A 24,099-nucleotide genomic window follows, 5' to 3' on the forward strand; every position below is an offset into this window, starting at 1 on the left:
CCGACTATTTCGTCATGGCGATTTACAAATTAGTATGCACAGGCATCTCTGGGAAGAGAACAGTTGTCCCCGGGAAGGGACACGAGCCGCACAGCCGCACAAGAGGAGAGCCCGATGTCAGCAGCCGAAGGACCGCTCGTCGTCGGCGTGGACACGTCCACCCAGTCCACCAAGGCCCTCGTCGTCGACGCGGCCACCGGGCAGGTCGTCGCGAGCGGCCAAGCCCCGCACACCGTGTCCTCGGGGGCGGGCCGTGAATCCGACCCCCGCCAGTGGTGGGACGCCCTGTGCGAGGCGCTGCGGCAGTGCGGTGACGCGGCGCACGAGGCCGCCGCGGTGTCGATCGGCGGCCAGCAGCACGGCCTGGTCACCCTGGACGAGCGGGGCGAACCGGTCCGCCCGGCGATGCTGTGGAACGACGTCCGCTCGGCGCCGCAGGCCCGCCGTCTCATCGAGGAACTGGGCGGCCCGAAGGCCTGGGCCGAGCGCACCGGGAGTGTGCCCGGCGCGTCCTTCACGGTGACGAAATGGGCCTGGCTGGCCGAACACGAGCCCGAGGCCGTCCGCGCGACCAAGGCGGTACGACTCCCCCACGACTACCTCACCGAGCGCCTCACCGGACAGGGCACGACCGACCGCGGCGACGCCTCCGGCACGGGCTGGTGGGCGTCCGGGACGGAGTCGTACGACGAGGAAACCCTGGCGCATGTGGGCCTCGACCCCGCGCTGCTGCCCCGGGTGGTCCGGCCCGGCGAGGTGGCGGGCACCGTACGCACCCACCACGACCTGCCGTTCTCCAAGGGCACCCTGGTCGCTCCCGGCACCGGCGACAACGCAGCCGCCGCGCTCGGCCTAGGCCTGCGCCCCGGCACCCCGGTGCTCAGCCTCGGCACCTCCGGGACGGTGTACGCCGTCTCCAAGCACCGCCCCGCGGACCCGACCGGCACGGTCGCGGGCTTCGCCGACGCGCACGGCGACTGGCTGCCGTTGGCCTGCACCCTGAACTGCACACTCGCCGTCGACCGCGTGGCCGCGCTGCTGGGCCTGGACCGCGAGGCGGTGGAACCGGCCGCCGACGTCACGCTGCTGCCCTACCTGGACGGCGAACGCACCCCGAACCTGCCCAACGCCTCGGGTCTGCTGCTCGGCCTGCGCCACGACACCACCGCCGGCCAGCTCCTCCAGGCCGCCTACGACGGCGCCGTCCACTCCCTGCTGGGCGCGCTGGACCTGGTCCTCGACGCCGAAGCGGACCGCTCGGCCCCGCTGCTGCTGATCGGCGGCGGCGCGCGCGGCACGGCCTGGCAGCAGACCGTACGTAGGCTGTCGGGCCGTGCCGTACAGGTGCCCGAGGCCAAGGAACTGGTGGCGCTCGGCGCCGCGGCCCAGGCGGCCGGCCTGCTGACCGGCGAAGATCCGGCCGCAGTCGCCCGGCGCTGGAACACGGCCGCGGGTCCGGTGCTGGACGCGGTGGAGCGGGACGAGGCGACCCTGGCGCGGATCGCCGGGGTACTCTCCGACGCGGCCCCGCTGCTGGAGCGGGGGACGAAGGCCCAGTAACCGCACCGATCGAGGACTGACGGAGGAATGACCGCACCGCTTCCCGGACGGGCGCTGCCCGACACCCAGCAGGGCATGCGCCGCCGCAATCTGTCCCGGGTGATGCACACCGTCAGCGCGGAGGGCCCGCTGTCCCGCGCCGCCGTCGCCTCACGGATCGGTCTGACGCGTGCGGCAGTGTCGACCCTCGTGGACGAGCTGATCCGTTCGGGCCTGATCGAGGAGCTCGGCCCGGAGCGGCCGGGCCGGGTGGGGCGCCCAGGTTCAGCGCTCGCCGTCAGCGCCCACGGCCCGGCCGGCATCGGCGCCGAGATCGGCGTCGACCACCTCGCGGTGTGCGCGGTCGATCTGCGCGGCGCGGTGCGGGCCAGGGCCGTGCGGCACGGCGCGAACCGGGGGCGCTCCGCCGAACCGGTGATCCGGGAACTGACCGAGCTGGTGCGGACGGTCGTGGCGGAGGCGGAGCGCGAGGGGCTGTGGCCCGCCGGACTCGCGGTGGCAGTGCCCGGCCTGGTCGCACGCGACGGCCGTACGGTCGTCCGCGCGCCGAACCTCGAATGGCACGACGTCGACCTCGGGGCCCTGCTGCCCGCGGAGTTCGCGCCGGCCGTGGACAACGAGGCCAACTTCGGCGCCCTCGCCGAACTCTGGCTCGGCGAGGGGACCCCGCGGGACTTCCTGCATGTGTCCGCGGAGATCGGCATCGGTGCGGCCGTGGTCGTGGACGGACAACTGCTGCGCGGAACCCGGGGATTCGCGGGGGAACTGGGGCATGTGCCGGTCCGCCCCGAGGGGCCGCCGTGCCCGTGCGGGGGGCGCGGCTGTCTGGAGCAGTACGCCGGCGAGGAGGCCGTGCTGCGGGCGGCCGGCCTGGCACCGGGCGAGGACCGCGTCGGGCTGCTCGCGGGTCGGGCGGCCGAGGGGGACGAGGACGTACGAGGTGCTCTGCACGACGCAGGCGAGGCGCTCGGCGTCGCGCTGACCGGGGCGGTCAATCTACTGGACCCCGAGAGCGTGGTGCTCGGCGGTGCGCTGGCCGGGCTCGCGCCCTGGCTGCTGCCCTCGCTGGAGGCCGAGTTGGACGGGCGTACGGCGGGCGCGGCGTGTCCCGTGTCCGTGTCGCGGCTTGGGCCCGAGGGGCCGCTGCTGGGTGCCGCGCACTGGGTGGTGCGAAGAGTGCTGGACGATCCGGCGGCGGTGGGCGAACGGGCCTGATTCCAGGCGGGCTTCGCTGGGACGAACAGACCTGATCCCAGGCGGGCTCCACTCGATCGAGTGACGGAGTTTTCCACAGTTCGACCACCGTCCACGGAAACACAGCGCCCCCTTCGGCCCAACCCCTCCGCGCCGTACCGTGATTCACGCGAGGGCGCTCCCCGCCCCTCCTCCCCGTGACCTGTGGCAGAACGGAGCTGAGCGGCGATGAGCGACCCCCGGATCCTGACCGTCCGACCCCAACCCGACGAATATGCCTGGACGTTCGGCGGCGCCCCGCCCCTGGCGCACATCGCACCGGGCACGGTGCTGGACCTGTTCACGGAGGACTGCTTCGGCGGACGGGTGCGCTCCGAGAAGGACTTGGTGTCCGAGGTCTGCGAGTTCCCGTACCTCAACCCGCAGACCGGCCCGTTCCACATCGAGGGTGCGGAGCCCGGGGACACCGTCGCCGTGCACTTCGTCTCGATCGAACCCGCCCGTGACTGGGCCGCGTCCACCACCGTCCCGCTGTTCGGCGCGCTCACCTCGACCCACACCACGGCCACGCTCCAGCCGCCGCTCCCGGAGACGGTCTGGATCTGGCAGCTCGACAGAACCCGGCGGACAGCCCTGTTCCGCGCGCACGACAGCAACTTCGAGGCCGAGCTGCCGATCGATCCCCTGCACGGCACGGTGGGGGTGGCCCCCGCCAATCTGGAGGTCCGCTCGGCGCTCGTACCGGACGCGCACGGCGGGAACATGGACACGCCCGAGATGCGGGCCGGCGTCACCTGCTATCTCGGGGTGAATGTCGAGGGAGCGCTGCTCAGTCTGGGCGACGGACATGCCCGTCAGGGCGAGGGCGAGACCTGCGGTGTCGCGGTCGAGTGCGCGATGAACACCGTGGTGATCGTCGAGCTGCTCAAGGGGCTCGCCACACCCTGGCCGCGCATCGAGTCGGACACACACATCATCTCGACCGGATCGGCACGCCCCTTGGAGGACGCGTTCCGGATATCCCAGCTCGACCTGGTGCAGTGGCTGGTGCGCGACTACGGCTTCAGCGAGTTGGACGCGTACCAGTTCGCAACCCAGGCCGTCGAGTCGCCATTGGCCAATGTGTGCGACACCAACTACACATGCGTGGCCAAACTCCGCAAGGAGTGGCTGCCCCGGCGCGAGACGCACCGCGGAGTCCACGCCCGCCTGCGCGACACCGCATCGACGCTCCTGCGCTGACCCAACAGAGAGGCACCACCCCGGATGGAACAGGCACGACCACTGACCAACAGACGCCTCCTGCTCAAGGGCGCCGCCCTCGCCGCCGTGCCGTACGGACTGCTCCCCGGCCCACAGGCCGGCGCACAGGTCCAGGCACCCGACCACCCGACCGCCGAATGGCAGCGAGCGAACAGAGCCAACTTCACCGACGCCCGCAGACCCGTGGAGTACACCGTCGACCTCGTGATCGTCCATGTCACGCAGACGACTTACTCCGGCACCCTGGCCGTCTTCCAGAACCCGAAGAAGAAGGTGTCCGCGCACTACGTCGTCCGCTCCGCCGACGGACATGTGGCGCAGTGCGTGCGGGAGTCGGACATCGCCTGGCACGCGGGGAACTGGGACTACAACACCCGCAGCATCGGCATCGAACACGAGGGCTGGGTGGACCGGCCCGCCTACTTCACCGACGCCCTGTACGAGCGGTCGGCCGCGCTGACCGCGGCGATCTGCGCCAGACACGGCATCCCGAGAGACAGGAGGCACATCATCGGCCACCATGAGGTGCCGGGCACGGACCACACCGATCCCGGGCCCCACTGGGACTGGGGGCGCTACATCGGACTCGTCAAGGCCGCCTGAAGCTCGTCAGGCCGCCGGAGGATCGTCAGGGCCGCCGGAGGATCGTCAAGGCCCGCCGGATCGAGACATCCGGCCAGTCGTTCGGGTGACGGCAGTCGAAAAGGTTGTCCGCGCGCGTACCCGGAGTGACGATGTCCCCAGCCGTATCGCCGTCCGGGGAGGCCGAGTTGACCGATCCGTGGGTGGCCCTGGAGCCGGGGGCCGACCCTGCCGAGCGTGCGCGGATGCTGCTCCGTGCCCATGAGACGTTCACGGCGGCGGGCACCGTGCCGAAGCCGGTGCGTGCCGTGGTGGCCGACTCGTGGCGGCGTTCCGCGAGAGCGGGTGTCGGGCCCGACGGAACGGCGAGCGTGGAACTCGCGGACGGCGACCTCGGCGCCTATCGCGCGGAGCATCCGCTGGCCCGGGTGATGCCGCTGTTCCGTGAGCTGATGGGCTCGTTCGCGGCGGACGGCGAGCATCTGCTCGCGGTGTGCGACGCGCACGGCAGGCTGCTGTGGGTCGAGGGGCATGCCTCGACCCGGCGGCAGGCGGGCCGGATGAACTTCGTGCCCGGCGCCCGGTGGTCGGAGACGGCGGTCGGGACGAACGCGCCGGGCACGGCGGTCGCCGTCGACCGGCCGGTGCAGGTGTTCGCGGCCGAGCACTTCATCCGGCGGGTGCAGCCGTGGACGTGTGCCGCGGCGCCGGTGCACGACCCGCGTACCGGGCGGGTGCTCGGGGCCGTGGACATCACCGGCGGGGACGGGCTTGCGCATCCGCACAGCCTGGGCTTCGTCCAGGCGGTCGCGCGGGCGGCCGAGTCCCAACTGGCCCTGCTCACCCCGGCGGGCCCGGCCGCGGACACCCATGAGTTGTCCGCGCTGGGACGGGACGAGGCACAGCTGCTGACCGGTGGCCGCAAGGTCAGGCTCAGCCGCCGGCACAGCGAGATCCTCGTGCTGCTCGCCCGCCACCCGGAGGGGCTGACCGGCGACGAGCTGTCGTGCGCGCTGTACGAGGACGAGTCGGTGACTCCGGTAACGTTGCGGGCCGAACTGGCCCGGCTGCGGCGGCTTCTCGGTCCGGGGCTGCTGGCCTCGCGGCCGTACCGGCTGACCGTGCCGGTCGAGTCGGATGTCGACGTGGTCGAGCGGCGGCTGGCGGCGGGGGCGGTCAGCGCGGCGGCGACGGCGTACACCGGTCCGCTGCTGCCCGCCTCCCAGGCGCCGGCGGTGGTGCGGGTCAGGCGGCGGCTCGCCGACGGGCTGCGTGCGGCGTTGATCGCCCGCCGGGACCCCGACCTGCTGGCGGACTGGGCGCACGCGCCCTGGGGCGAGGACGACCTCGAGGTGTGGCGGGCGCTGGCCGCCGTACGCCCGACGGGCCCGGTCCGCTCCCGTCTCGCCGCGCTGGAGTCGGAGCTGGCGGCGCCGCCGGGCCGGGGGCCGCGCTGACCGGAAGATGCCCCGACCAGTCAGAGCTGACCGCGCCACCGGAGCGCCTGCCCACGCTGACGGGAAGGCGCCCCGAACGGCCAGAGTTGACCGCGCCACCGGAGCGCGTGCCCCCGCTGCCCGTAAGGCGCCCCGAACAGTCAGAGTTGACCGCGCCACCGGACCGCGTGCCCACGCTGCCCGGAGGCCGCCCCGACCCCCGGACCCGCGCAACGTCCTTGCAACCTCCCGCTCCCTAGCCTCGCGCCGAGAGCTGCCCAACGGCGGGCAGCGCTGTTGCAGGGAGGCAGGCCGGCATGACCCGTTACGCGGCACCCGGGACCGAGGGCGCGATCGTCTCCTACCAGGCGCGCTACGACCACTTCATCGGCGGCGAGTACGTGCCGCCGCTTCGGGGGCAGTACTTCGAGAACCCGTCCCCGGTGAACGGGCAGCCGTTCACCGAGATCGCGCGCGGCACGGCGGAGGACGTGGAGCGGGCCCTGGACGCCGCGCATGCAGCGGCCCCGGCCTGGGGCCGTGCGTCGGTGACCGAGCGCTCCGACATCCTGCTGAAGATCGCCGACCGGATGGAGGCGAACCTGGAGCAACTCGCGGTCGCCGAGAGCTGGGAGAACGGCAAGCCGGTACGCGAGACGCTGGCGGCCGACATCCCCCTTGCCGTCGACCACTTCCGTTACTTCGCGGGCGCGATCCGCGCCCAGGAGGGCTCGCTCGGCGAGATCGACGACGACACGGTGGCGTACCACTTCCACGAGCCGCTCGGGGTCGTCGCGCAGATCATCCCGTGGAACTTCCCGATCCTGATGGCGACCTGGAAGCTCGCTCCGGCGCTGGCGGCGGGCAACGCGGTCGTGCTCAAGCCGGCCGAGCAGACCCCCGCCTCCATCCACTACTGGCTGAGCCTGATCGCCGATCTGCTGCCGCCGGGCGTGATCAATGTGGTGAACGGCTTCGGTGTGGAGGCGGGCAAGCCGCTGGCGTCCAGCCCGCGGGTGGCGAAGGTGGCGTTCACCGGCGAGACCACGACCGGCCGGTTGATCATGCAGTACGCCTCGGAGAACATCACCCCCGTCACCCTCGAACTCGGTGGCAAGTCCCCGAACATCTTCTTCGAGGACGTCTGGCGGGCCGACGACGACTTCCGCGACAAGGCCCTCGAAGGCTTCACGATGTTCGCGCTCAACCAGGGCGAGGTGTGCACCTGCCCCTCACGGGCGCTGGTCCAGCGCGGCCACTACGGCGAGTTCATGGAAGCGGCGGTCGCCCGCACCGAGCTGATCAAGACCGGTCATCCGCTCGACACGGACACGATGATCGGCGCCCAGGCCTCCAACGACCAACTGGAGAAGATCCTCTCCTACCTCGACATCGGCCGGCAGGAAGGCGCCCGGATCCTCACCGGCGGCGAGCGCATCGAGCACGACGGCGAACTCAAGGGCGGCTACTACGTCCAGCCGACGATCTTCGAGGGCAACAACCGGATGCGGATCTTCCAAGAGGAGATCTTCGGCCCGGTCGTCTCGGTGACCTCCTTCGACGACTTCGACGACGCCATCAAGATCGCCAACGACACGCTGTACGGCCTCGGCGCCGGCGTGTGGACCCGCGACGCCAACACGGCGTACCGCGCGGGCCGCGCGATCCAGGCGGGCCGCGTCTGGACGAACTGCTACCACGCCTACCCGGCCCACGCGGCGTTCGGCGGCTACAAGGGCTCGGGGATCGGCCGGGAGACGCACAAGATGATGCTGGAGCACTACCAGCAGACGAAGAACGTTCTTGTTTCATACAGTCCGAAGAAACTTGGGTTCTTCTAGAGCCACAAGTCGCATGCCCGGCGGGAGCTTTCGCCCTCCAGGCACCCGGGACTCGGAGTCACGATTTGTGAACATTCAGATACAGAGCGGAGTAATCCACTCGCTTTCTGCGTGACTCCCGGACCAGACACGGGCCAACCGGCGCCTCGCATGCGAGAAATCGCCAGCCACGGAGCCCCGAAACGGGGTGGCAGAAGTTGGGGCACCCTCCGGGCAACCCGCGCGAAGCGTACCCACTGCTGCAGTGAAGCACTGTAGTCGGGCGGTTCTTCAAGAACCGCAGTCTGGAAGGAGTCGACTCAGCAGTGCTTGGCGATGAACCCACGGATCCGGTTGTGCGGTGAGTGTCGAGATTGCCCCCAGTCGGGAACGACCGGAGCGCCGAGGTGAAGGTGCGCGACGATGAACAGGTCAGACGCACAGCCCTCCACCAAACTATCGGCGAGTTCGTCGGCACCTCCTCGGTCTTCGCGCCATCACCTATCGGACCCTTCCGGATGCCTCGCCGAGCACTGCTTTACGCACCGCCCTGGAGACACGGGCCCTCGCGCTACGTGCCGTGGAGGACATGGCACTACCTTCATGGTCCCTGGTACCGGCCTCGCTGCAGTACCAGGACAGGGCTGGGTTGAGACAGCCGCGAGGATCAACCGACGGTCGTCGCAGTCAAGTGCGCGGCCTGCACGAAGCCCAACGCGCCGCATCCTGGCATCACACCAAGCGGGAAGGCGAAGACGAGCACGGCGCGAGACCAACCCCGCGGGAGCGGGGAATTCAGCTCCACACCGGCCTGTGGCCAGCCCCGTGACGGCACGTCTGAGCACGGGTCACCGACGCCTTCGAGGAGGCATGCCAAGCAGTAGTTCGGTCATGGCACGGGCATCCCGCCGCCGATCTGGCTTCGCAGACCAGACGCCAGGGACAACGACGCAGGCCAGTATGGCCAGCGCACTGAACAGGGGGATGAGAGCAACCCACGGGTAGGCCACTGCGACGGGTATCAGAGCGCCCCCTGAAACCAGGCCGAGCAGCGGCCGCGCCCTCACGGGTCGATAGTGCTCGCCATGCGCACAAGGTCCTCTCGGTCCAGGGAGCTTCGGGCTCCAACCGCCTTCCACAACGCGTTACGCCGGCACATCTCCGACGTCGTTTATGGAAGCGCCTCGCATCCGACTTTCTCGGCTGGCGAACCCGAGTTCGTGCGGGGAGGGGCGTCCAAATCCCCCGAGCGGAATTGAAGCCATTGTGGCGTACGAAGCTCACCAGGTGAAGACCTGTCAGCGGCGCGGAAGTAGCTCCGACAGGCGACCCGTTGTGGAACACTCGGCGGTCGTTTCGCTGCTTAGGGTCAAGCTGACCAGCGGCGGCCACACCCGCGCCCGCCTCGACCATTGCTACGAGGGCCGCGTACGGCTTGCGTCCATCGCGCCAGCTCGGAGGAGGGTCCCGAACCCGCGCGCAGCGGATTCCCCTTCCAACGCACAATGGCTCCACCCCAGCAGTCGGGGCAGAGCCTTCTACGACCGATGTCGTTGGCCAAGATGTCTCCAGAGGGTGGTATGAGACCTGATGCCCGATTCTTCGTTTCGTGCGGGACGAGCGGGGAAGTCGTGGCGACGCCGGTCGGCTACGGCCGAGGCTGGGCGAACAAGCCTGGCTCGGTCTCGGTCAGGATCCCGCGGCCGGCCAGCCGCTTGAGCTTGAGGCGGACGTTGTGCATGTTGTTGGGTGCGACCGCCAGGTCCATGGGCTCGCACACCTGCCGGGCCCGCAGCGGGTGTTCGGCCGCGGTGAACACCGCCATGATCTGCTGGTAGGCCGGATGATCCGGCAGCTTCGGTGCCGGCGGCGCGGGCAGCCCCAGCAGTGTCGTGCGGGTGATCCGGACTTCCTCGGCGGCCCGGCCGGGTTCGTGGAGCTGTGCGGTCAGCTGCGCGACCTGTTCCCGCATCGTCTCGGCCTGTGGGGTGCTCCTCCAGCCGCGCCAGCACCGCGCCGAGCGTCAGCTCCCCGCCGGTCATGCGGTGCGCCAGGCCGATGTGGTCGTCCCGGTAAGCCGACGCAGCATCACCGCGGCCATCGCCCAGTACACCCGCGACTCCGAACTGCGGGGCAGATGCTCGTAGTAGGTTCCATTTCTTAGGTATCCGTAAGAGCGCGGTCCCCAACAACGCTCTAATCCTGGCCTCAGGTTGATCGGGGACAATGAGCGGCAAAAACATCGACTGGAAGGGGGCGGGCCGGCGTGCGGATCATGATCGCGGATGATGAAGCGGCCATCCGGGATTCGCTGGAGCGGGTGCTCCAGGTCGAGGGTTACGACACCAGCACCGTCGCCAACGGTCTCGCCGTGCTCGACGGGGTCGGTGGGGCCGACGGTGACACGCTCGATCTGCTGATCCTCGACGTGATGATGCCCCGCCTCGGCGGGTTGGAGACCTGCCGGCGGTTGCGGGCCGCGGGCCGGGATCTGCCGGTGCTGATGCTGACCGCCCGTGACCAGGTCTCCGACCGGGTCACGGGGCTGGACGCGGGCGCCGACGACTACCTGCCCAAGCCGTTCGCCACCGAGGAGTTGCTGGCCCGGGTGCGGGCCCTGCTGCGCCGGCGCACGCCGACCGACGAGGAGTCGCAGATCCTGTCGTTCGCCGATGTCCGGCTCGATCCCGACAGGTTCGAGGCGTGGCGGGGCGGACGGCCGCTGCGCCTGACCCGGACCGAGTTCTCCCTCCTGCAGGTCCTCATGAGCAACGCCACCCGGGTCTTGACCCGCGACGCGCTGTTCGAGGCGATCTGGGGCTTCGACATGAGCGCAACCGCCAACAACCTCCAGGTATACGTGAGCTACCTGCGCCGCAAGATGGAGGCCGAGGGTGAGCCGCGATTGATCTACACACTGCGCGGCCTGGGATACACGTTGCGGGAGACTCCTCCGTGAGCAGGCCCGCCGGCCGGGAACCGCGCCGGCTGACCCGATGGTGGCGCCGGCGGTCCCTGCGGAGCAGGCTGACGGTGATCGCGGCGACGGCCATCGCGGTCAGCGTGTTCGTGGCCTTCCAGGTGGCCAGCCAACTACTGGGCTGGGAGCTGCAGGACAGCGCCAAGAGTCAGCTGCGCGCCGACTCCCGCGTCCTGGTGACGAACGCGCAGCGCGCCGGTCTGGCGCAGGTACAGCTACCGCCGTATCCCGGATCCGGTCGGCTGGTGCGGGTCATCCTGCCCGACGGCTCGACCCGGACGCCGGCCGGCCAACCCGCGCTGCCCCCGGTCAGCGAGCACGCCGGGCGCGTGGCGCAGGGCGCGTCGGCCGACCTGATGGAGTCGAACGACAGCGACGAGGACGGCTACCTCATCTACACGCTGCGGGCGGGCGACGGCGCGGTCCAGGTGGCCCAGGTCGCCGACGACAGCCCGATCAACCAGTTCGGGTTCGGCATGCTGCTGATCGGGCTGCTCTGCGTGGTCGGTGGCGCCCTTGTCGGGCGGACCGTGGCGCGGACCGGGCTGGCACCGATCGACCGGCTGACCGCCGCCGCGGTACATGTCGCGCACACCCGGGATCTCGACGCCGACATCCCGGATGAGGGCGGTGGGGAGATCAGGCGGCTGATCCAGTCGATCAACGACATGCTCGCCGCGCTCCGGGACTCCCGGCGGGCCCAGCGGCTGCTCGCCGAGGACGCCGCCCACGAGCTCAAGACCCCGCTCACCAGCCTGCGCCTCAACGTCGAGCTGCTGATCCGGCTCGATCGGCGCGGCACCCTGGACAGCGCACTGCCGGCGGAGAGCCGGACCAGGCTGCTCAACGATCTCGGCGCCCAGGTGGCCGAGTTGAGCACCCTTGTCGCCGAGCTGACCGACCTGGCGCGCGGTGACGTCAGCGACGAGAACACCGAGCTGCTCGACCTCGCCGACGTGGTGGCGGCCGCCGCGACCCGGGCACGTTCCCGCACGCCCGACGTCGAGGTCGCGCTCGACGTGACCTCCGTGTGGGTGAGCGGGCGTCCCGCTGCGCTCGAGCGGGCGGTGCTCAACCTCATCGACAACGCCGGCAAGTGGTCTCCCGCGGACCAGCCGGTCCAGGTCCGGCTCCGTACCGAGGGCGCGTCGGTGGTGCTCGAGGTCGACGACGCCGGGCCGGGCATCGACGCCGCCGACGTACCGCGGGTGTTCGACCGGTTCTACCGTGCCGACAGCGCCCGGGCGTTGCCGGGATCCGGTCTGGGGCTGTCGATCGTGCAGCGGGTCGTCGACGCCCACGGCGGCCTGGCCACCGTCGCCCGCTCCGCACGCGGTGGCGCGCTGCTTCGGGTCGACCTTCCGGCCGCGGCCCCGCCCGCCCCGATCGCGCGGCTCACCGCCCAGGAGGACACCGCGATGCGCCGGCCACAGCCCCGGCCGCACGGCTCAGGACCAAAGAGCGACAGCCGTCGAGCCCTATGAAAAAAATCCGGGACGGGCCTGGGGCCCGTCCCGGATCTCGTCCGTGCCGCCGCGCTCACCGTTGCAGCGCGGGCTCCTCATCGTCGGCGAGCGGCTGTTGACCGTCCGGCAGCTTTGCCGCTGGACGCGACAGCCGGCTCGGCCACCACATCCGTCGGCCGATCAGCAGGGTGAGGGCGGGCACCAGGACCGACCGCACCAGCAGGGCGTCGAGCAGCACGCCGAAGGCGACCAGGAACCCGACCTCGATCAGCATCACCAACGGAAGTGTGGCGAGGACCGCGAACGTGGCCGCCAGGACCAGGCCTGCCGAGGTGATGACGCCACCGGTGGCCGAGAGGGCTTTGAGCATGCCCTCTCTGGTGCCGAGACGCACGGTCTCCTCCCGGGCCCGGCTGGCCAGGAAGATGTTGTAGTCGACGCCGAGCGCCACCAGGAACAGGAATGCCAGCAGCGGCACCGAATAGTCGACACCCTTGAACCCGAGGATCGTGTCGAAGACGAACACGCTGCCGCCGAAGGCCGCGGCGAATGAGACGATCACGGTGGCCATCAGGACCAGCGGGGCCAGGATCGCGCGCAGCAGCAGCCCTAGGACGATCAGGACGACGGCGAGCACCAGCGGGATCACCAGCTTCTCGTCGCGCTTGATGGTCACCTCGGTGTCGAGGTTCTCCGCACTCGGCCCGCCGACGATCGCCTCCGCCCCGCTCACCGCGTGCACGGCGGTACGCACCCGCTTGATCGTGTCGTACTCCGCGACGGTGTCCGGCGCGTCCTTCGGGAACACGGAGATGTTGGCCCAGCCACCGCTGGTCTGCTCCGGGATGGCCAGGGCCACACCGCGAGTGTCCTTGACGATGTCGAGCACCCGCTCCTGGTGCGCCGGCCGCGTGAAGACCGTCATCGGCTGGCCGCCGAGCTCCGGGAAGTGCTGGCGCAGAACGGTGAAGCCGGTGACCGACTCCGGCGCGGAAAGGAACTGGTCCTGCTCCCGCAGGGCGCCGGTGTTGCCCGCCAGCCCGAGGGCGAGCACGCCGAGGACTCCGAACGAGCCGAGCGTCGCCACCCACCGGCGACGGCTGATGGCGGTGCCGAGCCGTCCCCACAGCCCCGGCTTCTCCTCCACGGCCGTGCTGAACCGCGGGATGGCCGGCCAGAAGATCCGCCTGCCGAGCACCACGAGCACCGCCGGGAACAGCGTCAGCATGGCCACCAGCGCGCACAGGATGCCGGCCGCACCGATCGGGCCCAACCCGCTGGTGCTGTTCAGGTCCGCGACGAGCAGGCAGAGCAGGCCGGCGACCACGGTGGCCGCGGACGCGACGATGGCCGGCGCCGCGCCGCGTAGCGCGTGGACCATCGCGACCCGGACGTTCTCATGGTGGTGCAGTGCCTCCCGATATCGAGCGATGAGCAACAACGCGTAGTCCGTGCCGACGCCGAAGACCAGGATCGTCAACAGCGCCGAGTTCTGGTCGTTGACCACGATGCCGAAGCCCTTGACGAGCAGGTAGACGGTCCCCATCGAGGTCAGTGCGGCCGCGCCGACGGCCACCAGCGGGATGATCCACAACACCGGGCTGCGGTAGGTGAGGATGAGCAGGAGCGTGACGACGACGATGGTGGTGAGGAGGACCTGCACGTCGATGCCGTCGAAGACGGCATCCATGTCGCCGTCGATCGCGCCCGGGCCGGTCACGTCGAGTTCCAGGCCGGAGGGGCGGTCCTTCGCAGCGTCACGTAACGGGCCGACGATGTCCTCCGGTGCGCCGTAGGCCGTGCTCACCTCGAGGGTGAACATCATCGCCTTGCGGTCGGTGGAGGGGCTCGTCGGTGAGCCCTCGTCGTCCTCGCCGGCCGCCGCCGTCGCCTTCGCCTTCGGCGGGTACCGCTTGGCAAGGGTGTTGTAGTGGCGCTCGACCGTCGCGCGGTCGGCGTCGGTCATGCCGTCGGCTCGGTGGTACACGAAGACGAACGTGTTGTTGTCACCGCCGGGGAGACTGTCGTCCAGCACCGCCACCTTGGTGGACTCGGCACTGGCCGGCAGGGTGTCTACGGCGCTGTCGGTGGTGACCGAGCTCAACTTTCCGCTCAGCGGCACCATGCCCGCCGCCAGCACCAGCCACAAGCCAATCACCAACCACGGCACCCACCGGCCTGCCAACCGACCGGCCGGCGCTTCCCCGGACGGCGCTGCGTTGACTGCCATCACTAGCCTCCTACATACGAGTTGCCTCGCTCATCTGGACGCCTACTTCATACGGAGCGAACCTGAGACGACTGTTAATGCGGTGCTCAGGCCGGTTGGCCGCACCATGTGCCCAGCGCACGCACCAGCGTGGTGGCGGCGAGGCCCTGCCCGGTAGGCAAGACCCAGGCGACACAGCCGTCAGGCCGGATGAGCAACGCGTCGACGTCCACCCGGTCCATGCGGGCGGTGACGGTGTTGACCCGTCCGGTCCACGCGGCCGCGGCGTCGCGGACCTGCGCGCGGTCGACGAGGTCGAGTAGGAGCCCACGACCCTCACGCAGCAGGTCCGCCGACCGGGTCACCGCGGTGCCGACGTCCGGGTCGGGCCGCTCCAGCGTCAACTTCATGTCCGGGCACAGGGTGCCGACGAGCCGGTGGTCGTCGCCCAGGTCGTACCGGACGTCCATGCCGGCGAGCATGTCGGCGACGTACCGGTGGGCGTCGCCGAGGGTCCTGGCGCAAGGTCCCCTCTCCGTGGCGCTGGCTGCCGGTCGTCGCATTACCCGTGGCTGTGGGCTGGGCGGGGGGTTCCTTCGCCGTGCCGGATGACCCGTCCCGTTCTGGCGAGAGCGATATCCACACCCCCGGACCAGTGCGCCTACTCCTCGAACTCACTGTGTTCTTCGGCGCGGTGGCCGCGCTCAACTTCGCCGGCCTGCCCCGCGCGGCCCGCCGGCTCCTTGTGATCATGGTCGGCTACCAGGTCCTCGCCTACGACCGAATCGGCTGGCTGCTCAGCCACTGATCCGCCTCCGATACGTTCGCGCCGTTGGCCGAATGTGCGCCGGCGGAGCCATCCCTCCCACAGAGCCACACCCAACTTCGACTTCCTCAAGCGCGCCCGCGAGGCAGACAAGCTAAGGGAGGTCATCGCCCCCACGATCACCGATGGCGACGGTCGGCGCCCCCGCCACCTGGGCCCTCTCCAACCACGACGAAAGCCGCCACGCCACCCGCTACGGCCGCACCCACACCGGCATCACGACCCCGCTGCGCGACCAGGGCCACCCCACCGACCTCACCCTCGGCACCCGCCGAACCCGAGCAGCGGCCCTGATGATGCCGGCCCTGGAGGTCCGTCACGAGAACGCTTTCCCCGTAGCGGACCAACGCCTCGTAGTACCTCGCGGCCACGACTCGCAGCCTCGTGATGCGACTCCTTGAGAAGTTCGGCCGTCTTCAGTACGGGCCGTTAAGCCCGTCGCTCCGGCCGACCTCAGCAGCGGCTCAGTGATCAGCGAAGCCGAGGCCCAACCTCGCGCCACCCCACCACTCGGATGCCCCTGCCCAGCCTTGGCGGGCATCGACGGCACGGCATCGGAACGGACACCCGTTTCCCTGTGTCCTGCCAGCGTCCCGAATTCGACGTCCAGCCGCTCACACCGGCCATATTCAGCAACGTCCCCGACCGCGGCGGCAGCACATCTATGCAGGTCAGGCCAGTTCGAAGAGCCACCGACAGCCACAACACCAAACCCGCGAGCAACGGATTCAGTCCGTTCAGGCAGAGTTGATGCTCCTCCACCCGAAAGAATGAACGTTTCCGCAGGTCAGAGACCTGCGCAGGTGGGCGGGTGGGACTCGAACCCGCGGCCGACGGATTATGGGTCCGCTGCTCGACTCAACGACGAGGTTCGCTCCCTCGCCGCTCTTCGGCCGCCGACGACGTCCGGAAGCCCGCTGCTGAACCGAACGTTGTCTTTGCTGCACCCCGCCGAAGCTTGACGACAAGCGGCAGCTGCGCCTGTGAACGTCTCGCACTGAGGAGGCCGAAGGGTAGTCCGGGTCACATGTCCGAGACCAAGATCCGGGCCATTCCCGGACCACGTTGCCATCCGCCCGCCGACAGCGCACCGTCACCGCAGGTCAACGTGGGTACTGCTCGTGTACCACCAAGAGACGAAGAACCTCCTGTGTTCCTACAGCCCTCGGAAGCTCGGCTTCTTCTAGACGTCGACGGAGTGGAGCCAGGATCGTCCTGGCTCCACTCCGCTGTGCGGGCGGGTCACTGGAGCTGTGCGAAGAACCTCCAGATCTCTGCTTTGGTCCAGGTGGCGACGCCGCTTTCGTTGGGGGAGCCGTCGACCGGACCGGGTATGTGGCCTCCGTCGAACGCGGCCCATTGGACCGGGTATCCGGCACGGCAGCCCGAGTAGGTGGTGGTGATGTGCGTTCGGCTGCCCGGGGCGGGCTCGCGCGGGCTTTGGGCGGTGCAGCCGTTGTTGGCGACGAACTTGTCGCGCAGGGATCGTCCTTGCCCGATGTTGAGGACGTTGTCGCTGATGCCGTGGATTCCGAAGTAGGCGATGGGCTGGGTGCCGCCGCTGCACCCGCTGATCTGAGCGCCGGAGATGACCGCGACGGCCCTGAAGACGTTCGCCCGGCTGCATGCGAGTGCGTAGCTCATACCGCCGCCCCAGCTGAATCCTGTGGCGAAGCGCTGTGCCGGGTTGACACAGAGTCCGGCCTCGATGCGCCGGATCATGTCGTCGACGAAGGTGACGTCCTCACCGCCCGAATTGGCCCAGCCGTTGCCGAGGCCCTGGGGGGCGACGAGGATCGCGCCGTTGTTCGACTGTTCCTGTTGGCCGTAGTAGGACCAGGCGTTCCCGCTCGTGCCGCCCGAGGCGACGTCGCCGGCGGTTCCGCCCCGCCAGTGGAACGCGAAGATCAGCCGGTAGCGGTGGCTGTTGTCGTAGTTGGCGGGAACCCTGAGGATGAAGCTGCGGCTCTTGCCGCCGCTCTGAATCGTGTGCGTACCGCTCGCCAGAGACGGGGCGCTGCCGCATCCGCCGCCACCGGACGACAGTTTGATCATCTGCCATTGCTGGTTGGCGCCGCCCCAGTCGGAGTACTGGACGACGTTGGCACCGTCGGCGGTGGAGGCGCCCTGCACCTCGACCGCCTTGCTGCTGGTGCGGTTGATCAGCCGGACGTGGCCCGCGTCGGAGTCGGCCAGGCGGAACTGCTGGTTGGCCCCGTTGTGGTCGGCCCACTGCTGGATCGCGGCACCGTCTGCGGTCGAGGCGCCGGCCACGTCGAGAACCTTGTCCGAATGCCGGGCCTTGAGGCGGTAGAAGCCACCGCCGGAGTCCACGAACTGCCACTGCTGGTTGGCTCCGTCGTGGCGCGTCCACTGGCTGACCCGCGCGCCGTCGGCGGTGGATGTGCCAGAGACGTCCAGCGCCTTGCCGCTGTTGCGATTGACCAGGACGTACCAGGCATTGGTGTCCACCGTCGCCGCCTCGGCGGGCGCCGGATTCACCACGGCGAGCATGCCGATCGCGAGGGCCGCCGCCACCACGGCGGCGACCCGGGACCACCAGCGATGTCTGCGTGGAGGGGCGGGGGAAGCCGCACCGTAGGTCTTCATCGGTTCACCCCTTTCGTTTGTGGCAGGTCCCATCAGGTGCGGGTCCAGCGCTGGTTGCTGCCGTTCGAGCAGGAGTAGAGCTGGATCAGGGTGCCGTTGGCGGTGCCGGCTCCGACGGCGTCGAGGCAGAGGCCGGACTGGACGCCGACGATGGATCCGTCGGAGTTGAGGCGCCATTTCTGGTTGTCGCCGCCCCAGCAGCTGTAGATCTGGACCTTGGCGCCGTTGCCGGTGCCGGCGGCGTCCAGGCACTTGTTGCCGTAGACCCTGAGTTCACCGGAGGCGGTGTGCGTCCACTGCTGGTTGGTGCCGCTGTGGCAGTCCCACAGGTGGAGCTGGGTGCCGTCGGTGGTACTGCTGCCGGGCACGTCAAGGCAGCGGCCTGAACCGACGCCCTTGATCTGTCCGGAACCCGGAGGGGGCGTAGTGGAGCCGCCGTTGAGTGCGTTGAGGACGGCGGTGTAGGCGGGCTTCTTGCTGCCGTCGGAGTTGAACAGCAGCGGCGTGTGCTGCGGTCGCCAGGAGTCGCTGTCGCGCACACCCCAGACGGTGATGCCGAGGCAGCGCGGGACGGCCAGGCAGTCGTTGGTCACGTTGGCGTAGGTCGTGGGCGAGGCGCCCTGGATGTCGAGCTCGGTGATGGCCACATCGACGCCAAGGGCGGCGAAGTTCTGCAGGGTGGTGCGGAAGTTGCTGTTGTACGGGCTGTCGTTGTTGAAGTGGGCCTGGAAGCCGACGCAGTCGATCGGGACGCCGCGCTGCTTGAAGTCGCGGACCATGTTGTACATGGCCTGGGTCTTGGCCCAGGTCCAGTTCTCGACGTTGTAGTCGTTGTAGCAGAGCTTGGCGGCCGGGTCGGCGGCGCGCGCCGTGCGGAAGGCGACCTCGATCCAGTCGTTGCCGGTGCGCTGCAGGTTGGAGTCGCGCCGGGCTCCCGAACCGCCGTCGGCGAAGGCCTCGTTCACGACGTCCCACTGGACGATCTTGCCCTTGTAGTGGGTCATCACGCCGTTGATGTGGTCGATCATCGCCTGGCGCAGGTTGCTGCCGCTGAGGCTCTGCATCCAGCCGGGCTGCTGGGAGTGCCAGGCCAAAGTGTGGCCGCGCACCTGCTTGCCGTTCTGCACCGCCCAGTTGTAGACGCGGTCACCGGCGGTGAAGTTGAACTGGCCCCGCTGCGGTTCGGTGGCGTCGATCTTCATCTCGTTCTCGGCCGTCACCGAGTTGAACTCGCGGCTCGCGATCGACGTGTACGCCGAGTCGCCCAGCCTGCCCGAGGCGATGGCGGTGCCGAAGTAACGGCCGCTCTGCGCCGCCGCGGCGCCGAGCGTACTCTCCGCGGCGTGTGCGGGCGGCGGCGCGGCCAGCGTGCCGGCCGCACCGAGGCCGCCGACGACCAGCGCCAACAGCAGACCGCGGATCTTCCGGCGGATAACGGGTCTGGGAAGGGCATACGAGCCCATGGCTGTGCCTCCAAGGTAGAAATCACGGAAGGACTGAAGCGCAGGGGAATGCGTCGTCCGCTCCCACTCGGCAGACGGACCGGGCGGGCCGGGACCCGGGCAGCACGGAATCACCGGACACCGCGGTCATCGGAGTGCAGCTGTGCGTGGATCTGCCGTGCAGCACAGATTGCTCAGGGGCCGCCAAGGTTCGATATCTCGAACCTTGGCCGGTTTCCCAGACAGGGAGATTGAAGTATTGACGATGGATCGTCAATACTCTCCGCCGAAAAAGTTTCCGTTCCTCGCCCGAAACATTCTGAAATCCCGGCGAGCCGGACGGCGAACCCCGGCGCCACCGTCGGCGGACGCCGCAGGGCCGGGGCCGGGACGAGCGCGCGGGCGCCGCTTGCTCGACTTTTGCCCTCCGCGCGGACGCCTTGGACTGGCGAGCTGTACCGCAAACTCCGGGGTTTTTAGTCGGCGTGACAGCTTGTCAACCCCAAAGGGGAGGCGCTGTTTGTAGACAGATCGGTGACAGGCCTTGACCAGAGAGCCCCGCATTCCTAGCTTGTGGCGTCGAAGCATTCGGAAATTCTTCGAAACATTTCGAGATGCCCCTGCCCCCAAAGGAGGCCCTCCAGTGTGGTTTCGCCGCCCGTCCCCGGTCCGTCCAAGACGCTTACTCGCCGTCCTTGCACCCTTGCTGCTCGCGGCTACCTTCCTCGGTGCCCAGCCCGCCGACGCGGCGACCGTAGACCCCAACGCCTCGTATGTGCTGGTCAACCGCAACAGCGGCAAGGCCCTGGACGTCTACAACCTGGCGACCAACGACGGCGCCCGCATCACCCAATGGACCAGGAACGATCAGAACCAGCAGCAGTGGCAGTTCGTCGACTCCGGCGGCGGTTACTACCGCATCAAGTCCCGCCACTCCGGCAAGGTGCTGGACGTCCACAACTTCTCCACCGCCAACGGCGGCTCGATCGTCCAGTGGGCCGACCTGAACGGCACCAACCAGCAGTGGCGACTGGCCGGCAGCTCGGACGGCTACGTGCGGCTCATCGCGCGCCACAGCAACAAGGCCCTGGAAGTACAAGGCGGCTCCACCGCCGACAACGCGAACATCGTCCAGTACGACGACTGGGGTGGCGCCAACCAGCAGTGGCAGCTCGTCAAGGTCGGCAGCGGCAACCCTGGCCCGTGCGATCTTCCGTCGACATACCGCTGGACATCAACGGGCGCGCTGGCGCAGCCCAAGGCTGGGTGGGCCTCGCTCAAGGACTTCACCGTCGCCCCCTACAACGGCAAGCATCTCGTCTATGCGACGACGCACGGCGCGGGAGCGGGAACGGGCTGGGGTTCGATGAACTTCGGCCTGTTCACCAACTGGCCGGAGATGGCCTCGGCCAGCCAGAACACGATGTCGACTTCCACTGTCGCGCCCACGCTTTTCTACTTCGCGCCGAAGAACATCTGGGTGCTCGCCTACCAGTGGGGAGGTGGGAGCGCCTTCTCCTACCGGACGTCGAGCGACCCCACCAACCCCAATGGCTGGTCAGCACAGCAGGTGCTCTTCTCCGGGAGCCTCCCCGACTCCGGAACAGGACCCATCGACCAGACGCTCATCGCTGACGGCACGAACATGTACCTGTTCTTCGCCGGTGACAACGGCAAGATCTACCGGGCCAGCATGCCGATCGGGAACTTCCCGGGCAGTTTCGGCTCGACCTACACAACGATCATGAGCGATACGACGAACAACCTGTTCGAAGCCCCGCAGGTCTACAAGCTCCAGGGCCAGAACCGCTACCTCATGATCGTCGAGGCGATCGGCTCGCAGGGCCGCTACTTCCGCTCGTTCACGGCCACCAGTCTGAACGGCTCATGGACACCCCAGGCCGCGACCGAGAGCAACCCCTTCGCCGGCAAGGCCAACAGCGGCGCCACCTGGACGAACGACATCAGCCATGGCGAACTGATCCGCACCAGCGCCGATCAGACCTTCACCGTCGATCCCTGCAACCTGCAGTTCCTCTACCAGGGACGCGACCCCAACTCCGGCGGCGACTACGGCCAATGGCCCTACCGTCCGGGTCTGCTGACACTGCAGCGCTAACGGCGTGCCACGAGTCCGGCTCCGGTGTGGAGCCGGCGCGGCGGGCTCGGCGGAAGGCCGAGCCCGCCCGGGCGCAGACCACCCGCGGGGTGGACCTACGATTCAACCGGGAAGAAGTCGGGCTTCCCCTGGACACCGGAAGCAAGGCGCGGCTGGTCTCATGGCTCGCCGAGCGACGAGGGCGTCAACGCGTTCTGCGAGTGACGGAACTCCGCGCCTGCGACGGGAGCCGCACGCTTACGCCGTACGCCGCGTCAGCCCCTCTTGCCTCCTGCGGGACGGCACCGTACAGTCACCGACCATACCGACTGGACGGTATGCACGACAGCGCGACCGTCGAAGGAGCCGCCGGAGATGAGCAGAAGCAACCACCAGGTCCGCCTGGCCGCACGTCCCGTGGGAGAGCCGCGGCCCACCGACTGGGAGCACGTCGAGGAGCCGGTCGGGCAGCCGGGAGACGGGGAGTTCCTGGTGCAGGTGCTCTGTCTGTCGATCGACCCGGCGATGCGCGGCTGGATGAACGCGGGCAGGTCCTACATCCGCCCGGTGGAGATCGGTGAGGTGATGCGCGCCGGTGCGGTGGGACGCGTGATCGCCTCCCGGCACTCCGGGTTCGCGGTCGGGGACCATGTGTCCGGCTCGTTCGGCGTGCAGGAGTACTGCGTGTCGGACGGGCTCGGCGTGACCAAGGTCGACCCGGCGGCGGCCCCTTTGCCGACGTATCTCGGCGCTCTCGGCATGTCGGGTCTGACGGCCTACTTCGGCCTGATCGACATCGGGCGTCCCGAGCCGGGGCAGACGGTCGTCGTCTCCGGTGCGGCGGGGGCGGTCGGCAGTGTCGTCGGGCAGATCGCCAAGATCCTGGGCTGCCGGGTCATCGGCATCGCCGGCGGCGAGGCCAAGTGCCGGATGGTGGTCGACGAATTCGGGTTCGACGCCGCGATCGACTACCGGAGCGAGGACATCCGCAAGGCGCTGCGCGAGTACGCTCCCGACGGCGTCGACGTGTACTTCGACAACGTCGGCGGCGACGTCCTGGACGCCGTGCTGCTGCGGCTGGCGCGCGGTGCCCGCGTCATCGTCTGCGGCGCGATCTCCCAGTACAACAGCACCGAGCCGCAGGGCCCCGCCAACTACCTGTCGCTGCTGGTCAACCGGGCCACCATGACGGGCATGGTGGTCTTCGACTACGCCGACCGCTACGCCGAGGGCATCGCGCAGATGGCCGCGTGGCGGGAGCAGGGCCGGCTGACGTCCCTGGAGGACGTGGTCACCGGTGGAGTGGCGGACTTCCCCGACACGCTGATGCGGCTGTTCCGTGGGGAGAACCACGGCAAGCTCGTGCTGAAGATCGCGGACTGAGCGGGCAGAGGGGAGGGAGCGATCCGATGAAGGCACTGAGCTACCACGGCCGTCACGACATCCGCTACGGCGATGTCCCCGACCCGGCGGTGACCAGCCCCACCGACGCGGTCGTCCAGGTGACCACCGCCGGCATCTGCGGCAGCGACCTGCACATCTACCAGGGCAACCCGTTCAGCCCGGAACTTGGCTACACACCGGGACACGAGTGTGTCGGCGTGGTCGTCGACACCGGCGACCAGGTCACCCGCTTCAAGCCAGGCGACCGGGTCCTGGTGCCCGCCTCGGCCGGCTGCACACTGTGCCGGTCGTGCGCGGCCGGGTTCACCGCCCGGTGCGAGCGCGCCAAGTCCAGTACGGAGCTCTGCTACGGCGTGAGCCCCCAACTCCCCGGCAGCCAGGCCCAGGCACTCTCCGTGCCGTACGCCGACATCAACCTGGTGCCCCTGCCCGAGGGCATCTCCGACGAGGCCGCCGTCGTCCTCACCGACAACGCCCCGACGGCCTGGTACGGCTGCCGCCGCGCCCGCATCCAGCCCGGCGAGACCGTTCTGGTCATCGGCCTCGGCCCGGTCGGCCTGATGGCCGCCCAGTCCGCCTTCGCGATGGGCGCCGCCCGCGTGCTCGGTGCGGACCTGGTCGCGGAGCGCCGCGCCTTCGCCGCCGGCCTGGGGGTCGTGCCGGTCGAGGGCGAGGACGCGAAGGCCGCCGTGCGGGACATGACCGGCGGACGCGGACCGGACGCGGTGGTGGAGGCCGTGGGTTCGGACGCCACCATCGAGCTCGCCCTCAAGGCGGTCCGGCAGGCCGGCCGGGTCAGCGTCATCGGGGTCAGCCACAACAAGGCGTTCCCCTTCCACATGGGACTGGCGCAGATCAAGGAATTGGAGTTCGCCATCGGGCTCTGCTCGATCCACTACGAACTCCCCACCCTGATCGCCCTCACCCGTGCCGGCCGGATCAAGCCGGAGGCGGTCGTCTCCCACCGCTTCGCCCTCTCCGAAGGCCCGGCGGCGTACGAACTGTTCGCCAACCGCTCCGACGGCGTCCGCAAGATCCTCCTGGACCCCACCCGCTGACCCTGTTCCACAAAGGAAGACAAGGCTTCCTCCCATAAAAGGCACTTCCTGGCGCCCCCGCTTCGAGAAATCCGTCTCTTCTCGTCCGTTTGTCATGCGGGGGCGCTCTGCGTGTTTCGTGGCGATGCCACCTGCGGTACGCGACCATACG

General features: G+C 69.5%; 19 protein-coding genes. 14 read left to right on the forward strand and 5 right to left on the reverse strand.

Annotated elements, in window-relative coordinates; genetic code table 11:
* The first annotated feature begins 114 nt into the window (after nucleotides 1-114).
* From xylB to adh, 6 genes are all read left to right on the forward strand, one after another.
* Entirely contained in the window at nucleotides 115-1,560 is a 1,446-nt protein-coding gene (xylB, locus tag OHT76_RS06050) for a xylulokinase (RefSeq protein WP_328869707.1), read from the forward strand.
* Nucleotides 1,561-1,587: 27 nt separating this feature from the next.
* The gene (locus OHT76_RS06055; protein ID WP_328869708.1) at nucleotides 1,588-2,775 is read left to right on the forward strand and encodes an ROK family transcriptional regulator; all 1,188 of its coding nucleotides are present in this window, start codon (nucleotides 1,588-1,590) and stop codon (nucleotides 2,773-2,775) included.
* A gap of 207 nt (nucleotides 2,776-2,982) precedes the next feature.
* The gene (locus OHT76_RS06060) at nucleotides 2,983-3,996 is read left to right on the forward strand and encodes an acetamidase/formamidase family protein (protein WP_328869709.1); all 1,014 of its coding nucleotides are present in this window, start codon (nucleotides 2,983-2,985) and stop codon (nucleotides 3,994-3,996) included.
* Between the two features lie 24 nt (nucleotides 3,997-4,020).
* The gene (locus tag OHT76_RS06065) at nucleotides 4,021-4,620 is read left to right on the forward strand and encodes an N-acetylmuramoyl-L-alanine amidase (protein WP_328869710.1); all 600 of its coding nucleotides are present in this window, start codon (nucleotides 4,021-4,023) and stop codon (nucleotides 4,618-4,620) included.
* 131 nt (nucleotides 4,621-4,751) lie between these two features.
* On the forward strand, nucleotides 4,752-6,056 hold the full coding sequence (locus OHT76_RS06070) for a GAF domain-containing protein (RefSeq protein WP_328869711.1): 1,305 nt from the start codon (nucleotides 4,752-4,754) through the stop codon (nucleotides 6,054-6,056).
* Between the two features lie 296 nt (nucleotides 6,057-6,352).
* The gene (gene adh / locus OHT76_RS06075) at nucleotides 6,353-7,876 is read left to right on the forward strand and encodes an aldehyde dehydrogenase (protein ID WP_328869712.1); all 1,524 of its coding nucleotides are present in this window, start codon (nucleotides 6,353-6,355) and stop codon (nucleotides 7,874-7,876) included.
* 1,627 nt (nucleotides 7,877-9,503) lie between these two features.
* Here adh and OHT76_RS06080 read toward each other — a convergent pair.
* Entirely contained in the window at nucleotides 9,504-9,827 is a 324-nt protein-coding gene (locus OHT76_RS06080) for a hypothetical protein (protein WP_328869713.1), read from the reverse strand.
* Nucleotides 9,828-9,843: 16 nt separating this feature from the next.
* Here OHT76_RS06080 and OHT76_RS06085 point away from each other — a divergent pair, with 16 nt between their 5' ends.
* The 3 genes from OHT76_RS06085 to OHT76_RS06095 all read left to right on the forward strand — a co-directional run bounded on the left by OHT76_RS06085 (nucleotide 9,844) and on the right by OHT76_RS06095 (nucleotide 12,319).
* Entirely contained in the window at nucleotides 9,844-10,002 is a 159-nt protein-coding gene (locus OHT76_RS06085; RefSeq protein WP_328869714.1) for a hypothetical protein, read from the forward strand.
* A 119-nt stretch (nucleotides 10,003-10,121) separates the two neighbouring features.
* Nucleotides 10,122-10,814: a response regulator transcription factor gene (locus OHT76_RS06090; RefSeq protein WP_328869715.1), complete on the forward strand. Its 693-nt coding sequence runs from the start codon at nucleotides 10,122-10,124 to the stop codon at nucleotides 10,812-10,814.
* Nucleotides 10,811-12,319, forward strand: a complete 1,509-nt coding sequence (locus OHT76_RS06095) for a HAMP domain-containing sensor histidine kinase (protein WP_328869716.1) — start codon at nucleotides 10,811-10,813, stop codon at nucleotides 12,317-12,319. The genes OHT76_RS06090 and OHT76_RS06095 overlap by 4 nt, the downstream gene beginning before the upstream one ends.
* Before the next feature lie 55 nt (nucleotides 12,320-12,374).
* Here OHT76_RS06095 and OHT76_RS06100 read toward each other — a convergent pair whose 3' ends face one another.
* Both OHT76_RS06100 and OHT76_RS06105 read right to left on the reverse strand, forming a co-directional pair.
* Nucleotides 12,375-14,531, reverse strand: coding sequence for an MMPL family transporter (locus OHT76_RS06100; protein WP_328869717.1), 2,157 nt, complete (start codon nucleotides 14,529-14,531; stop codon nucleotides 12,375-12,377).
* An 86-nt stretch (nucleotides 14,532-14,617) separates the two neighbouring features.
* On the reverse strand, nucleotides 14,618-15,073 hold the full coding sequence (locus OHT76_RS06105; protein WP_328869718.1) for an aromatic-ring hydroxylase C-terminal domain-containing protein: 456 nt from the start codon (nucleotides 15,071-15,073) through the stop codon (nucleotides 14,618-14,620).
* A gap of 11 nt (nucleotides 15,074-15,084) precedes the next feature.
* On the opposite strand from OHT76_RS06105, the gene OHT76_RS06110 reads away from it, so the two are divergent.
* Together OHT76_RS06110 and OHT76_RS06115 are read left to right on the forward strand one after the other, a co-directional pair.
* Complete coding sequence (locus OHT76_RS06110; RefSeq protein ID WP_328876461.1) at nucleotides 15,085-15,318, forward strand: DUF2568 domain-containing protein; 234 nt, start codon at nucleotides 15,085-15,087, stop codon at nucleotides 15,316-15,318.
* Between the two features lie 143 nt (nucleotides 15,319-15,461).
* Nucleotides 15,462-15,737, forward strand: a complete 276-nt coding sequence (locus OHT76_RS06115; protein ID WP_328869719.1) for a hypothetical protein — start codon at nucleotides 15,462-15,464, stop codon at nucleotides 15,735-15,737.
* Between the two features lie 841 nt (nucleotides 15,738-16,578).
* Here OHT76_RS06115 and OHT76_RS06120 read toward each other — a convergent pair.
* Nucleotides 16,579-17,946, reverse strand: coding sequence for an RICIN domain-containing protein (locus tag OHT76_RS06120; protein WP_443049725.1), 1,368 nt, complete (start codon nucleotides 17,944-17,946; stop codon nucleotides 16,579-16,581).
* A 32-nt stretch (nucleotides 17,947-17,978) separates the two neighbouring features.
* Nucleotides 17,979-19,409, reverse strand: a complete 1,431-nt coding sequence (locus tag OHT76_RS06125) for an endo-1,4-beta-xylanase (protein WP_328869720.1) — start codon at nucleotides 19,407-19,409, stop codon at nucleotides 17,979-17,981.
* A gap of 622 nt (nucleotides 19,410-20,031) precedes the next feature.
* Between OHT76_RS06125 and OHT76_RS06130 the strand changes: the two genes are divergently transcribed.
* The 3 genes from OHT76_RS06130 to OHT76_RS06140 all read left to right on the forward strand — a co-directional run bounded on the left by OHT76_RS06130 (nucleotide 20,032) and on the right by OHT76_RS06140 (nucleotide 23,948).
* Complete coding sequence (locus OHT76_RS06130; protein WP_328869721.1) at nucleotides 20,032-21,507, forward strand: non-reducing end alpha-L-arabinofuranosidase family hydrolase; 1,476 nt, start codon at nucleotides 20,032-20,034, stop codon at nucleotides 21,505-21,507.
* A gap of 354 nt (nucleotides 21,508-21,861) precedes the next feature.
* A complete protein-coding gene (locus tag OHT76_RS06135; protein ID WP_328869722.1) occupies nucleotides 21,862-22,869 on the forward strand; it encodes an NADP-dependent oxidoreductase in 1,008 nt (335 codons plus the stop codon).
* A gap of 26 nt (nucleotides 22,870-22,895) precedes the next feature.
* The gene (locus tag OHT76_RS06140; protein WP_328869723.1) at nucleotides 22,896-23,948 is read left to right on the forward strand and encodes an alcohol dehydrogenase catalytic domain-containing protein; all 1,053 of its coding nucleotides are present in this window, start codon (nucleotides 22,896-22,898) and stop codon (nucleotides 23,946-23,948) included.
* The last annotated feature ends 151 nt before the right edge of the window (nucleotides 23,949-24,099 follow it).

Origin of the sequence: Streptomyces sp. NBC_00287 (assembly GCF_036173105.1) — a bacterium.
Taxonomy (GTDB): domain Bacteria; phylum Actinomycetota; class Actinomycetes; order Streptomycetales; family Streptomycetaceae; genus Streptomyces.